This window comes from Amycolatopsis sp. cg9, assembly GCF_041346945.1.
In the GTDB taxonomy this organism is placed as follows: Bacteria; Actinomycetota; Actinomycetes; order Mycobacteriales; family Pseudonocardiaceae; genus Amycolatopsis.
The window spans coordinates 3,360,982-3,375,134 of record NZ_CP166850.1; the positions used below are offsets into that span (position 1 = coordinate 3,360,982).

The following is a 14,153-nucleotide window of genomic DNA, read 5'->3' on the forward strand; positions in this document are numbered from 1 at the left end:
CGCTGGAGCGTATGCACATGTCGTGGGCTCTGTGCCGGCTTTTCCGAGACCGGCCCGTGACAAGGCTAGGCGCTCACTCTGCGCACACGAATCCGGCACGGGCACTTGAACCAGGGGTGAAGGGATGATCGCCGAGGGCTACATGTACTGGGCCGAGACGAGCTCGGCCTCGGTGATCAATCCGCCGGTGTCGGCGACCCGGAACAGCTGGGTGACGCGCACGAGCGCGCCGTCCGGCCGGTGCAGCGTCGCGACCGCGAGGATCGAGCCGTCCGGCTTGATCTGCGTGTCGGCTTCCTGCACGTCGATGGCGTCCATCGCGCTCCAGGTGCGGACGAGTTCACCGGCCGCGCCACCCGCCAGGTCGGGGCTCAGCAGCGCGAGCGCGCCCGACGAGTCCCGCGCGATGGCGGCGTAGAAGTCCTTGACCGCCTGGATCTTCCGGCTCGCGCTGCGCGCGTCGGCCGCCTTGTCCGGAATCGGCTCGGCGGTGCTCGGCGTCGTCTCCCGCCGCGAGCCCTCGGTGGTCTGGGCGACCGGCGAGCCGGCGTCGGCGGGCGAGTCCTCCGTCGACTGCCCGGGTCGCGCCGGGGTGCCGCCGCCGGCCTGGTGCTGCGGGACGGCGAGGCCGCCGAGCTCCGCGGCCCCGCTGAAGCCGGCCGGGGTGGACTGGCCGCCGGCGGACACCGCGCGGTGCGAGCTGGTCAGCATCGGCGCGGCGATGACCGCGCCGGCGACGAGCGCGCCCGCGGCGACGAGACCGGTCAGCTTGGCGCGGCGGGCGAACCTGCTTTCGGGCTCGCCGGAGTCCTCGGCCTGCTCCGGTTCGCGCACCGGTTCGGGCCGCGGCGGCAGGAACTTCTGCGGGTCGCGGAAGACCTGCTCGAGATAGTCGCGGTCGGCGTCACCGACGCCGTCGAGAATCTCGGCCGGGATGACGTCCTCGACGCGGACGGCGTGGGGTGTCTCACGCCGTGTGCGCTGCCGATCAAGCACGAAAGTCCTCGCTCTGGGTTCCGGGGACGGTCGCCTGGCCGTTCGGCCGAGCTTCCGTTGGTCCGGATGGCCGACTCGTGGCCGGTTCCGGATCCGCTGTCGTCAGGTAACCCTGTGCGGACGGCGACCACCAGGCTCTGTCGCCGGAATGCCGTCGCGATACGACGAGCGGCAGCTTATGTCACCCACCCGGACCAGGCATTACCGCTCGGCGATCCGCACGTGCATCAGAACGGGCGAACCGCACGTGCAGGACCGGTTACTGGCCGTCAGCCGCGATCTTGTCGCCATCGCCGAACGTCAGCGTGCGCTGTTCGATCGTCTTGGTCCCGTCCTTGTGGGTGACCTCGACGGTGTTCACGGTGACGCCGCGTTGCTGGTCGATGCTGACCTTCCTGACCTCGAAGTAGGCGATGTCGGCGTACCGCTCCGCGAGCGCCTGCGGCCCCTGGTCGTGCAGCTCGCCGGTGGTCACCGCCGACGCCGAGGCGGGGTCGGTGGTGACCGTGTTGAAGAACTTCTCCGAGTTGTCGCCCATGGTCTGGGCGTCCGGCGGGAAGGAGTACCACCACGGCGGTTTGACCGGGGTCTCGCGCTGCGCGGGCGTGACCGGCGGCTTCTGCGGCGCGCTGCTCGGCGTGGCCGTGCCGGGCGTCGGCTCCGCGGGGCCGGACGTGCTGCTGCCCGGGATGGCGGCCGAGTCGTCGACCGGCCCGGAGCCGCCGTTGCCACTGGTCTTCTTGTCGCCGGCGTTGTCGTTGTCCGGCCGGGACGAGCTCTCCGGGCCGGGCGCGGAACCGCCTTCCGAAGGCGGCTGGTGCTCCCCGGTCGGGTCGATGACCGTCGGCACGCCCTGGTAACCGGGCCATGAGCCCTGGACGGCCTGGTCCACCGGCGGCTTCCCGACCAGGAAGGACCCGGCGCACAGCAGCCCGACGACGACGGCGCCGGACGCGCCGGTGGCGAACCACGCGGCTTTCCGCCACGTCTTCGGCGGCGTCACGGACGCGGGCACCGAGCCGATGGTGAAGCCGCCCAGCCCGTCGAGCGGCGGCGCGCTGTAGATGCGGACGTCGTCTTCGTCCAGGTCGACCCCGCGCGGCTTCGGCGCGGTCAGCGAAACGCGGGTGCGGCGCGCGGCCAGGTCGGCGCGGGACTCGGCGGGCGGCGCCTCGGCCGGTTCCGGCTCGAAGTCGTCGTAATCGTCGTCGTAATCGTCGTGGCCGGTGCCGACGGGGAGGCTGCCGTGCGCGGGCGGGAACAGCGGCCGCCCGTCCCGCGGCTGGGGCAGCGGGAGCGACCCGGAGACCGAGCCGCCGCCCGGCTGCGGGAGCGGCGGGAGCGAGCCGGGCATCGGGGTGGCGGAAAGGGTGCCTGGTCCGCCTTGCCGGCGAAAGGGGCGTGCGCCGGAACCCGGTGCCGGGGCGGGCGCCCCCGGCTGGCGAAGGGGGAGCGAGCCGGACGCCGGCGGGTCGACCGGGGTCGCGTGGTGCCGCACCGGACGGTGCGGCGGCAGCGGCGGCGTCCAGTTGTCCGCGCCGCCGGGCCGGTGCCGTCCGGGGTGCGCGGGAGCGGCGCCGCGTCCGTGGAACTCCGTGCCGTTGCTCATGTGGGCTCGACCACCCGGCGGAGCGGTCCTGACGCCATCCGGCGGCGGGACGACCCGAAAGGAGCACCCTCACGCGCGGAATCGCGTTCGGAATCCTGCGCAGATGCACGCGCACGCGACAGCGGACGCGCGGGGCCAGTGCCCCCGCGCGTCTCACGGGCACCGCCCGACCCAGACGCAAGGGTCCTCACGGCGTCAACCCTAAAAGCATCCGGCGGCGAAAGTCGCCCCCAAACCTGCAAGTTGCAGAGGTTTCACTCGGTCGGGCGCGACCGATCGGGCGAAGGTGACGCTGCGAAGTTTCACGCAGCGCCATCAAGCCAGCTCAGGGGATTCAGCCTCCGGTGCGGTAACGATCCCGAGTGGATTGCAGGGCCTTCGTGGCCACCGCACCGCTACCCGCAGCGATCAGGATCGCCACGACGTCGAGCGTCGTTCCCCCGGCCGTGAGCAACCAGGCGAACAGCGAAGCCGCGGTGGTGCCCCCGGCGACGGCCCACCGGCTGCGGACGTACTGCCCGACCGGAGCGCCGCTGGCACCGCGTTTGCCCGCCGCGCTGTTCAGCAGCGCCAGATACCCCACATGGCCCAGCGCGGCCAGCACGCTCGCGAGCGCGACGATGACGGCGATGAGGTTCACGAGCCAGTCCATGACCCCAGTCTGCCCGTGCCCGGGCCGCCGGTGCCTCCGGGAAGTCCCCGAATTCGGCCAACCGTTACCGGCCGAGCCTGCCCCGGCCGAGGTTCAGCAGCGCCATGGCGAGCTGGCGGCCGTCCGGGCCGAGTTCGCGGTAGCGTGCGAGCACGTCCATCTCGCGGTTGTAGACGATGCGCGTGCCACCGGCGGCCATCCGCGCGGCCCCGATCGTCTTGGACACCTCCACCCGGCGCTTCACCAGCCGGAGGATCTCCTTGTCCAGCCAGTCGATCTCTTCACGGAGCGCCGAGATGTCGTCGCCGGCGGGGGTGTGCTCGGCGGGCTGGCCGTCGGCGTTCGTGGCATGTGCGTTCATCGGGACCTCTTCCTCGAATCCCGGACCCGCCCGGCCCCAGGGAAGGCGGCAGCCCCGGGTCCGTGGACTCCGGGGCTGGCTGTGATGGCGGTGGTGGCACTACGCGATCACGGGAGCCGGAGTCCGGGTCCCGTAAAAAAATCGCTCTGCGTGGTGCCGCACACGCTCAGTATGGCACAGCGGCACCGGCGCGCTCCCGGAACGACCGCGCGCCCGCGTGGACCACGAGGCTCACGGTGAGCCAGAACATCGGGAAGGCCGGCCAGAAGAAGCCGGCGCCGAGCACCGCCCACCGGACGACGGCCAGCACCGAGATCGCGACCACGACGGCGAGGTGGAACCGCAGCGCCGGGTGCCGCCGCAGCGCGTCCCGGGTGAGCGGGAACCCCGGCCGCGGCGGCACGGGCCGCGGCAGGTCGGTGGTGAGCGAGGCCAGTTCGTCGGTGAACCGCGCGGCGTAGACGCGGGCGAGGCGCTCTTCCACCTCTTCGAGGGTGAGCCGGCCTTCGGAACCGGCGGACTGGACGGTCTTCGCGACGCGCTCACGATCGGCGTCGGCGGCCCGGAGGCGGGCGGGGTTCGGTTCGTTCATGTCCACCGATGCTCCGCGCGCCGCGGCCCCGGCGCGTCGGGCCCCAGGCGACACTCCCCGCTACGCCCGTCGCGGTACCCGGGCGGCCCGCGATGCCGTGAACGACTCTTTCATGTCGTCGGAGGCCGTGAACGAGTCGTTCACGGCGTTCGGCGCCGGACCACCCCCGGGGTGCGGCGCCCTCGCGGGCGGACGCACGTCCGCCCGTCCGCGCGCGAGACCCGCCGCGTGGGCACGCTCTGCCGCCCTCCCACCCACCCGGGGTAGCGTGGACGGACGATGGACACCCTCTTCGATCTCCCCGCCGAGACCCCCGCGCGCAAGCCCGCTTCCGGCGGGCAGGCCGATCTGCTCGACGACCTGAACCCCGCCCAGCGCGAAGCCGTCACCCACGCCGGTGGCCCGCTGCTGGTGGTGGCGGGTGCGGGATCGGGCAAGACCCGGGTGCTGACCCGCCGGATCGCCTACCTGCTCGGGCAACGCCGCGTGCACCCGGGCGAAATCATGGCGATCACGTTCACCAACAAGGCGGCCGCCGAAATGCGCGAGCGCGTCGCCGCGCTCGTCGGGCGCCGGGCGAACGCGATGTGGGTGTCGACGTTCCACTCGATGTGCGTGCGGATCCTGCGCCGCGAAGCCAAAACGCTCGACATGTCCTCGAGCTTCTCCATCTACGACTCCGACGACACCAAGCGGCTGATCACCCTGGTGGCGCGGGACCTCGACATCGACCCGAAGCGGTACGCCGCGCGCACGCTCGCCGTGCACATCTCGAACCTCAAGAACGAGCTCACCGACCCGGAGACGGCGGCGGCGAACGCGGGCAACGACCTCGAGCGCCGCGTCGCCGAGGTCTACGCCGAGTACCAGCGGCGGCTCAACCAGGCCAACGCCTTCGACTTCGACGACCTCATCATGCGCACGGTCTCGCTGCTGCAGGCGTTCCCGGACGTCGCCGAGTACTACCGGCGCCGGTTCCGCCACGTGCTCGTCGACGAGTACCAGGACACCAACCACGCGCAGTACACGCTGGTCCGCGAGCTGGCCGGGACCGCGCCGAACGAAGCGGGCGTCGAGCCGGCCGAGCTGGTCGTGGTCGGTGACGCGGACCAGTCGATCTACGCCTTCCGCGGCGCGACGATCCGCAACATCGAGGAGTTCGAGCGGGACTTCCCGAACGCGCACACCATCCTGCTGGAGCAGAACTACCGCTCCACGCAGACGATCCTGTCCGCGGCCAACGCCGTCATCGAGCGCAACCCGAATCGGCGGGCGAAGCGGCTGTGGACGGATTCGGGCGACGGCGAGAAGATCGTCGGCTACGTCTCGGACAACGACCACGACGAAGCCGCGTTCGTGGCGGGCGAAATCGACGCGCTGGCGGAGCGGGGCGAGGCGGACTACTCCGACGTCGCCGTCTTCTACCGCACCAACAACCAGTCGCGCGTCTTCGAAGAGATCTTCATCCGGCTCGGCCTGCCGTACAAGGTCGTCGGCGGCGTGCGGTTCTACGAGCGGCGCGAAGTCCGCGACATGATCGCGTACCTGCGCGTGCTGGCGAACCCGGAGGACACGGTCAGCCTGCGGCGCGTGCTGAACGTGCCCAAGCGCGGCATCGGCGACCGCGCGGAAGCCGTCGTGGCGACGCACGCCGAGCGCGAGCGGATCTCGTTCGCCGCGGCGCTGCGGGACGCCACCGAAGACAAGGTCCCCCTGCTGAACCCGCGCTCGGTCAAGGCGATCAAGGGGTTCGTCGCGATGCTCGACGAGCTGGGCGTGCTGATCTCCGAAGGCGCCGAGGTGCACGACGTCCTGGAAGCCGTGCTGGAGAAGACCGGCTACCGCATCGAGCTGGAGGAGTCCGAGGACCCCCAGGACCACACGCGCGTCGAGAACCTGGACGAGCTCATCACCGTGGCCCGCGAGTTCACCGAGATCACCGCCGAGATCGTCGCGGACGAGAACGCCGAGCTGGTCGTGGACGACGGCGTCCCGGCGCCCGGTTCGCTGCCCGCGTTCCTGGAGCGCGTTTCGCTGGTGGCGGACGCCGACTCGGTGCCTTCGCCGGACGGTGGCGAGGAAGGCGACGGCGGCGCGGGCGTGGTCACGCTGATGACCGTGCACACCGCGAAGGGCCTGGAGTACCCGGTGGTGTTCTGCACCGGTTGGGAGGACGGCGTTTTCCCGCACATGCGGGCGCTGGGCGACCCGACGGAGCTGGCCGAGGAACGCCGGCTCGCGTACGTCGCGATCACGCGGGCGAGGAAGCGGTTGTACGTCTCGCGCGCGATCACGCGCTCGGCGTGGGGCCAGCCGTCGATGAACCCGGCTTCGCGGTTCCTCGACGAGCTGCCGCCGGACCTCGTCGACTGGCGGCGCCTCGAGCCCTCCAGCCCGGGCTTCGGCTTCGGCGGCGGCTCGCGGGGTACCCCGCGAGCGGCGACCACCTGGGGCGGCAGGCGGACTTCTTCTCCGTCGTCTTCGTCCGGCACGCCGTCGTTCGGCAAGGGCTGGAAGGACACGGTGGCGCTGAAGCTCGACGTCGGCGACCGGGTCAGCCACGACAAGTACGGCCTGGGCACGGTGATCTCGTGCGACGGCGTCGGCCCGCGCGCGACGGCGACGATCGACTTCGGCGCGGCGGGCAAGGTCCGCCTGATGCTGATCGGCAGCGTCCCGATGGTGAAGCTCTAGCACAACCCGGACGAGTGAATCCGGCGTCGATCCCCGCGATCGCCGCCGGAATCGTCGTACCCACCCGGTACAACTGACCCTGCGATCGAACAAAGGTTCGACGGAGGGGGTAGTGTGGTGTGGACGCGGTGCTGTTTCACCTGTTGGCCGAAGGGGTACAAAAATACCTGCGGGGAGTCCTGCGGACGACGGTTTCCGATCGGGGTCGGGAGCCATCGGGGGCCTCAGGAACCGCCCCGCGTGCGGGAGCGGAGGCGTGCCGGCTGGCCGCCGCCTGGCGAGCGCTGCTCAGGCAGCACGAGCTGGGCGCGGACGGGCACTGCGTCACCTGCGGCCGGGGACGCCGCTGGACGACCAGGGCCCGGAGTGCCGCGCGTGTCCGCTCCGCGGGGGGCGCAGGGGGAGTCGCGCCCTGGGGCTGGCTGCCCGTGCGGCGGCCGGCGGAGCTGTGCTCGGTGTGGCAGGTCGCGGTGGCGTACTTCATCCGCCGGTTGCCGGGTGAGCGCCGCTAGTGCGTTGAGGGCGCTGAGGGGCCTGTGGCGGGTTTTTCGCGGCCTCGGCGTGGTTCCGGGTGTCCCGGTGGGTTCCGGCGCTCCTGTGGCCGGCTCCGCGCCCGATGAGGTCCGGACCATTGCGCGTGCCCGGACGACCGGAGTGCGCTGCTCACTCGTTCACGCCGCGGCTCCGCCGTGTTTCAGCGGGCCCCCGACGGCGGAACCTGGTTCGACGGCGGGATTTCCCGTGTTCCCGGCTGTCCTGCCGGACGGCCGGGGTGGAGTGCTCGGATCAGAGAACGATGCCGCGCGCGGCCAGCCACGGCCGGGGGTCGATCTTCTTGGTGCCGTTCTGCCACACCTCGAAGTGCAGGTGCGGGCCGGTGCTCTGACCGCGGTTGCCGATCTCGGCGATCTGCTGGCCGCACTTGACCTTCTGCCCCTCCTTGACGGAGAAGCTGTTCATGTGGCCGTAGACCTGGATCGTGCCGTCGTCGAGCTGGACGCGGACCCAGAGGCCGAAGCCGCTGGCCGGGCCGGCCTCGATCACGGTGCCGTCGGAGGCGGCGTAGATCGGGGTGCCGATCGAGTTGGCGATGTCGATGCCGAGGTGGCTCGTGCCCCACCGGGCACCGAAGCCCGAGGTGAAGGTGCCGTGCGCGGGCAGGCAGGTCTTGGGGCGAGCGGCTTCCTCGGCGGCCTTGCGGGCGGCGTCGGCTTCGCGCTGCTCACGGGCCTGCGTGATGGAGGCGGAGTCCGCGATCTTCGCGGCTTCGGCGGAAGCGTCGACGGCGTGGCCGGTCGGCAGGAGCTCCGGGGCGCCCCCGGTGCCCGCACCTCCCGCGGTCAGGGAAGCGCTGGCGTCCTGGCTGTTGGCCAGCGGCGTCACGGCCGCGTCGGAGTCGGTGACGGTCTTGAGGGTCTGCCCTGCCGCTGCGGCAGCGAACGCTCCGGCCGCAACCGCGGCAACCACGACCCGGCCACGAAGGGCCGAGGAGGGCGGGGCGATGCGGTGCGCACCCCGGACACGAACGACCGCACCTTCCAGTGCGTCCTTCAATGCCGGGGAAGGAGCTTGGCCGCCGGGGGAGCGGTGTGAAGCCAAGACAGGGCCTTCCATCGTCGGGGAGCCGGGTCGAGGACTGCGGGCGGGGGAACCCGGTGAGCCAACCTCGGGGGCGGTTTGCTCGGTGTCCTACTTCGTGACCTGACTGTAATGGGGACCCGGGGACAGTAACGAAGGGGCACCGGTGTCGGCAAGATCTGCCCCACCCGTCGGCCGATCGGGTGGCGCCCGGGCGACGCTCACCTGTGGGAATTACCCAAAGTTAGAAGGGGTTTACTGCTTTGGTTGTGACTTGCCTTACAGCTCTTGCGGACGGTTTAAGCCAACCAACGGTCGGGGAGGCCCCGGAGGGGTGGAATAAGGGTTTGCCAGGGGATGTTTAACGTCTTCGACTCCCTCGAGTCGGTTGTGGACGCTTCCGGTCCCTGCTCGAGGCTGGTCCCGCGGTGCGCGAAGTCGACCGTTCATCGACGCAGGAGAACCGCTCGCCGACTGATTGAGCAAGATCGCGGTTGCGTGCCGGATTTGTCCCCTTGCGCCCCCGTCTTCGGCCACCCGAGAGCCGCGAGGTCACGCTCAACCGGCGGTGAGTGATGCATCCGCGCCTGAGACCCGCGCTGCGTATCCGGCTGCCCGCCCGCCCGCCCGCCCCCGCTCGCCGACCCGCCGCCCACCCGGGTCCGGCTCACCCGGCCGACTCCGCCCGGCCCGCGGCCCGTGCAGCGCGCCTCTTCGCTGCTGCCTGCGCCGAGCCACCACTGACTCGCGTCCGCCCCGCCAGGCTGCCTCGTGCCGACCCCGCTCGGCCGGTGGCCGGTGCAGCCGCTCCCGGCTGCCTCCTGCGCTGCCCCGCCGCCGACTCGAGTCAGGCCCGTCACCAGTGCGGCGTGCCTGCTCACTGCCTCTTGCGCTGCCCCGCTGCCCACTCGAGTCCGCCGCCCGGCCACCGCTCCCCGGGGCCAACCCGGCGCCCCGCCTCACCCCGCCTCGTGCCGACCCCGCTCGGCCGGTGGCCGGTGCAGCCGCTCCCGGCTGCCTCCTGCGCTGCCCCGCCGCCAACTCGAGTCGGGGCCCGCGCCCGGCCGCCCGGCCACCGCTTCCCCGGGACCAACCCAGCGCCCACCGCACCCCACCCCGCTCACCGACTCCCGCCACCCCGCTCAGCCCGTTCGCCGACTCGCGCCCCGCTGACCCCTCCCGTCCCGCCCAACCTTGCTAGCGTCGCCAGCAATGCCCCCACGCTCAGAACCCCCAGGCCGGAGCACCCCCCGCTCCCCGGCCCCCGCGGCCTCTCCCACCGGCGAGCGGACACCACCGCAGACCTGGGTCGAAGACGACCGCCCCCAGACCGTTGCCCTCGGCCTCGCCGCCGCCGGGGCGATCGCCCTCACCGCCGGTGCCATCGTCCGCGTCTCCCCGGATGCCGGTCCCGGGTTCGCCGCCTGGCCCTGGCTGGCCGTCCTCGCCTTGGCTCCCGTCGTCGCCGCGGTCGTGGCCGCCGGCAAACGGCCCGCGCTGGCCGGTGGGATCGTTCTCGGGCTCGCCGCGCTCGCGCCCGGGCGGCTGGTGCTCGACCTGCAGTTCGCCGTCAACGGGCCGCTCGCCGTGCGGCCGGAGCTTTACCTCGCCGACCGGTTCGTCGGCGGGTCGGCCGTCGGTGCCGGGTTCTGGCTGCTGATCGCCGGGCACCTGCTCACCGCGGCCGCCGGGGTCGCGGCCTGGCGGGCCGGGCGGACCGGGGAAGAGCCCGAACGGCGGCGGTGGCGGCTGCTCGTGCCGTTGCTCGCCGTCGCGGCTTCGGTGGGCCTGCTGACCATGCCCGTCTTCTCCACCAACGGCTTCCTCCTCGCGCGCGCGTCCTTCGAAGGACCCTGGCCCGCCCTCGGCGGCTACCTCCTGCTCGCCGCCGCCCTGCCGCTGGCCGCCGCGCTCGCGCTCGCCGCGCCCGCCGAACGGACCGCGCGCGGGACGCTGGTCGGGCTGGCCGCCGGTGCGTTCAGCGTCGCCCTGCCGCCCGTGCTGGCCGGGCTCTACCGGACCGACCTGGAAGTCACCTGGGGGCCCGCCCTCGTCCTCCTCGCGGCGGCCGTCATCGCCGCGCTCGCCTTCACCCGGCTCTCCGAACAGCCCGCGAACGACGAAGCCGACCTGAAGATCCCCGGCCTCTTCTGGTGGCGGCTCGTCACCGGGCTGCTCGGCCTCACCACCGCGGTGGCCGCGCTGATCGGCAGCTTCGCGCCGCAGGTCGCGGTCACCGCGCTGAACCCCGGGGCCACCGCGCCGGTCAGCGCCGCCGCCGAAAGCCCCGCGCGCTGGTTCCTGCTCGTCGCCGCGATCGTGCTGGTCGTCGCCGCCCTCGGCGTGCTCGTCCCCAAGACCGCTCCCGGCGCGCGACCGCTGCTCGGGCTCCTCTGGGCCGGGATCGTCCTCGCGGGCACGGCCGTCCTCAACACCGCGCTGACCGCCACCCAGGCCGGCAACCTCGGCGGCTTCGGCGGCTTCGGCGGCACCGCCGCGCCCGCCTTCACCTACGACCTCGGGGCCGGCGCCGCCTGGACGTTCGCCGCGCTCGTGCTCGCGGCGCTCACCGCGCTCGCCGCCGCCGGGGCCGGGGTCGTCGAACGCGAAGACGCCGGGAACGCCGCCGAGCCGGACAAGAACGTGCTCACGCCGGTCGTCGCCGGGGCCGTGCTGGCCGTCGCCGGCTTCGGGCTGCCCGTCTTCACCGTGCCCGGCTACGTCGCCCCCGGGCTGTGGTCGGACTTCGACACCCCGTCGTGGGGGTTGCTGACCGCCGCCGTGGCCGTCGTCGGCGCGGCCGCGCTCGCGCTGCGGTCCCGGCCGAAGCCCGCGGCCGCGCTGCTGGCCGGCGCCGCCGTGCTCACCGGGCTGCACGCCGCGGAGCTGCCGCTCGTGGGCGGGACGCTCGGCGGCGCGAGCCCGGCGACCGGGTTCTGGCTCACCCTCGCCGCCGCGGTCGCGCTGCTGATCGCGGCCGGGCTGGCCGCCGCCGGCGGACGCCGTGGCGCGTGACCGGCGCCGGGTGCTGCTCGTCGAGTTCGCCCGGCCCGATCCGGCCGCCGTCGCGCTGGGCCGCCTGCTGCGCGACGAAGGCGTCGAGGTCGTCCACGCCGGACCCCTGGACACCGAAGAGCAGATCCTGCGCACCGCGGAGCAGGAGGACCCGGACGCGGTGGGCGTCCTCGGCGCCGCGCCGTCGGAAGCGCTCGCGGCCGCACTGACGGATTTCCACGTCTTCACCACCCCGGAAGAGGCGGCTCGGTGGGCGGTCTCACACCGCGGGAACACCGTCTGACCGCGTACGGTGACCGACTTCACCAGGTGCGGAGTCCCCGCCGTTCACGCAGGTCGCTAACCTCGACTGGTCCGACAGCGCGGTCCGGTAACGCGGACCACCACAGTGGCGTGTCGTCAGGAGACTGGAGTAGTGGACCTCTACGAGTACCAGGCGAGGGATCTCTTCGCCGCCCACGGAGTACCGGTTCTGCCGGGTGCCGTGGCTAGCACCCCCGAAGAAGCCAAGACCGCCGCGGAGCAGATCGGTAACCAGGTCGTCGTCAAGGCGCAGGTGAAGGTCGGCGGCCGTGGCAAGGCGGGCGGCGTCAAGCTGGCCCAGACGCCGGACGAGGCGAAGGAGAAGGCGGAAGCCATCCTCGGCCTCGACATCAAGGGCCACATCACGCGCCGCGTGCTCGTGGCGGAAGCGTCGGACATCGCGTCCGAGTACTACTTCTCCTTCCTGCTGGACCGCGCGAACCGCACGTTCCTGGCGATGGCGTCCTCCGAGGGCGGCATGGAGATCGAGCAGCTCGCCGTCGAGCGCCCCGACGCGCTCGCGAAGATCCCGGTCGACGCGATCGCCGGGGTCGACAAGGCGAAGGCGCTCGAGATCCTGAAGGCCGGCAACTTCCCGGCCGAGATCATCGACGAAGCCGCCGACGTGGTCGTGAAGCTCTGGGAGACCTTCGTCTCCGAGGACGCCACCCTGGTCGAGGTCAACCCGCTGGTCCGCGACCCGCAGGACAAGATCATCGCCCTCGACGGCAAGGTCACCCTCGACGAGAACGCGGACTTCCGCCAGCCGGGCCACGAGGCCTTGGTGGACAAGGAAGCGGAGAACCCGCTCGAGGCGAAGGCCAAGGCCAAGAACCTCAACTACGTCAAGCTCGACGGCCAGGTCGGCATCATCGGCAACGGCGCGGGCCTCGTCATGTCCACTTTGGACGTCGTGGCGTACGCGGGCGAGAAGCACGGCGGCGTGAAGCCGGCGAACTTCCTCGACATCGGCGGCGGCGCGTCGGCCGAGGTCATGGCGGCCGGGCTGGACGTCATCCTCAACGACACCGACGTGAAGAGCGTCTTCGTCAACGTCTTCGGCGGCATCACCGCCTGCGACGCGGTGGCGAACGGCATCGTCGAGGCACTGAAGATCCTGGGCGACGAGGCCAGCAAGCCGCTGGTCGTCCGCCTGGACGGCAACAACGTCGTGGAGGGTCGCAAGATCCTGGCGGACGCGAACCACCCGCTGGTCACCGTGGTGGACACAATGGACAACGCGGCCGACAAGGCTGCCGAGCTCGCCGCGGCAGGTGCGTGAGATGTCGATCTTCATCAACGAGAACAGCAAGGTCATCGTCCAGGGGCTCACCGGCTCCGAGGGCATGAAGCACGCGACCAAGATGCTGAAGTCCGGCACGAACATCGTGGGTGGCGTCAACGCCCGCAAGGCCGGCCAGACCGTCACCATCGAGAGCAAGGACCTCAAGGTCTTCGGCACGGTCGAAGAGGCCATCAAGGAGACCGGCGCCGACGTGTCGGTCATCTTCGTGCCGCCGAAGTTCGCGAAGGACGCGGTCATCGAGGCGATCGACGCCGAGATCCCGCTGGCCGTCGTCATCACCGAGGGCATCCCGGTGCACGACTCGGCCTACTTCTGGGCGCACGCCGTCGCGAAGGGGAACACGACCCGGATCATCGGGCCGAACTGCCCCGGCGTGATCAGCCCCGGCAAGTCGAACGCCGGCATCATCCCGGCCGACATCTCCGGCCCGGGCCAGATCGGCCTCGTGTCGAAGTCCGGCACGCTGACCTACCAGATGATGTACGAGCTGCGGGACATCGGCTTCTCCACCGCGGTCGGCATCGGCGGTGACCCCATCATCGGCACCACGCACATCGACGCCCTCGAGGCGTTCGAGGCGGACCCCGAGACCAAGGTCATCGTGATGATCGGCGAGATCGGTGGCGACGCCGAAGAGCGCGCCGCGGCGTACATCAAGGAGAACGTGACGAAGCCGGTCGTCGGCTACGTCGCGGGCTTCACCGCGCCCGAGGGCAAGACCATGGGCCACGCCGGCGCCATCGTGTCGGGCTCCTCCGGCACGGCCGCCGCGAAGAAGGAGGCCCTCGAGGCCGCCGGCGTCAAGGTCGGCAAGACCCCGAGCGAGACCGCCGTCCTCGCGCGTGAGCTGTACAACAGCCTCGGCTGACGACAGCGCGTAACCGCAGGTAGAGCCGGGCACCCCCAAGGTGTCCGGCTCTCCTCCGTTCGGGGACGAAACCTCCTGAGGTATTCACGCGTCTGGTGGGCTGAGGGCTTGAGAGTGCGCTAGCGTTCTGCGCACACAAGCCGCCTCGTCTTCCCCCGGGTGCCCGCGTGCCCCGGAGT

The 14,153-nt window shown here is 72.0% G+C and carries 11 protein-coding genes; 5 read left to right on the forward strand and 6 right to left on the reverse strand.

The window, feature by feature from the left end:
* Positions 1 to 138 precede the first annotated feature (138 nt).
* From AB5J73_RS16195 to AB5J73_RS16215, 5 genes are all read right to left on the reverse strand, one after another.
* On the reverse strand, positions 139 to 996 hold the full coding sequence (locus AB5J73_RS16195) for a hypothetical protein (RefSeq protein ID WP_370970491.1): 858 nt from the start codon (positions 994 to 996) through the stop codon (positions 139 to 141).
* Positions 997 to 1,255: 259 nt separating this feature from the next.
* Positions 1,256 to 2,350, reverse strand: coding sequence for a hypothetical protein (locus AB5J73_RS16200; protein ID WP_370970492.1), 1,095 nt, complete (start codon positions 2,348 to 2,350; stop codon positions 1,256 to 1,258).
* A gap of 589 nt (positions 2,351 to 2,939) precedes the next feature.
* On the reverse strand, positions 2,940 to 3,257 hold the full coding sequence (locus AB5J73_RS16205) for a hypothetical protein (protein WP_370970493.1): 318 nt from the start codon (positions 3,255 to 3,257) through the stop codon (positions 2,940 to 2,942).
* A 64-nt stretch (positions 3,258 to 3,321) separates the two neighbouring features.
* On the reverse strand, positions 3,322 to 3,618 hold the full coding sequence (locus AB5J73_RS16210) for a chorismate mutase (protein WP_103342490.1): 297 nt from the start codon (positions 3,616 to 3,618) through the stop codon (positions 3,322 to 3,324).
* Positions 3,619 to 3,784: 166 nt separating this feature from the next.
* A complete protein-coding gene (locus tag AB5J73_RS16215) occupies positions 3,785 to 4,210 on the reverse strand; it encodes a DUF1707 domain-containing protein (RefSeq protein ID WP_370970494.1) in 426 nt (141 codons plus the stop codon).
* A 279-nt stretch (positions 4,211 to 4,489) separates the two neighbouring features.
* Between AB5J73_RS16215 and pcrA the strand changes: the two genes are divergently transcribed.
* Complete coding sequence (gene pcrA, locus AB5J73_RS16220; protein WP_370970495.1) at positions 4,490 to 6,904, forward strand: DNA helicase PcrA; 2,415 nt, start codon at positions 4,490 to 4,492, stop codon at positions 6,902 to 6,904.
* Between the two features lie 786 nt (positions 6,905 to 7,690).
* On the opposite strand, the gene AB5J73_RS16225 is transcribed toward pcrA, so the two are convergent.
* Positions 7,691 to 8,371 carry a M23 family metallopeptidase gene (locus AB5J73_RS16225; RefSeq protein WP_370970496.1) on the reverse strand — a complete coding sequence of 227 codons (681 nt, stop codon included), beginning with the start codon at positions 8,369 to 8,371 and terminating at the stop codon, positions 7,691 to 7,693.
* Between the two features lie 1,323 nt (positions 8,372 to 9,694).
* On the opposite strand from AB5J73_RS16225, the gene AB5J73_RS16230 reads away from it, so the two are divergent.
* The 4 genes from AB5J73_RS16230 to sucD all read left to right on the forward strand — a co-directional run bounded on the left by AB5J73_RS16230 (position 9,695) and on the right by sucD (position 13,974).
* Positions 9,695 to 11,497 (forward strand): hypothetical protein, encoded by a 1,803-nt coding sequence (locus tag AB5J73_RS16230; protein WP_370970497.1) that lies wholly within the window; start codon positions 9,695 to 9,697, stop codon positions 11,495 to 11,497.
* Positions 11,487 to 11,780, forward strand: coding sequence for a hypothetical protein (locus AB5J73_RS16235; protein ID WP_370970498.1), 294 nt, complete (start codon positions 11,487 to 11,489; stop codon positions 11,778 to 11,780). The genes AB5J73_RS16230 and AB5J73_RS16235 overlap by 11 nt, the downstream gene beginning before the upstream one ends.
* Positions 11,781 to 11,912: 132 nt before the next feature.
* The gene (sucC, locus tag AB5J73_RS16240; protein ID WP_370970499.1) at positions 11,913 to 13,082 is read left to right on the forward strand and encodes an ADP-forming succinate--CoA ligase subunit beta; all 1,170 of its coding nucleotides are present in this window, start codon (positions 11,913 to 11,915) and stop codon (positions 13,080 to 13,082) included.
* A gap of 1 nt (position 13,083) precedes the next feature.
* The gene (gene sucD / locus AB5J73_RS16245) at positions 13,084 to 13,974 is read left to right on the forward strand and encodes a succinate--CoA ligase subunit alpha (protein WP_370970500.1); all 891 of its coding nucleotides are present in this window, start codon (positions 13,084 to 13,086) and stop codon (positions 13,972 to 13,974) included.
* Positions 13,975 to 14,153: the final 179 nt, after the last annotated feature.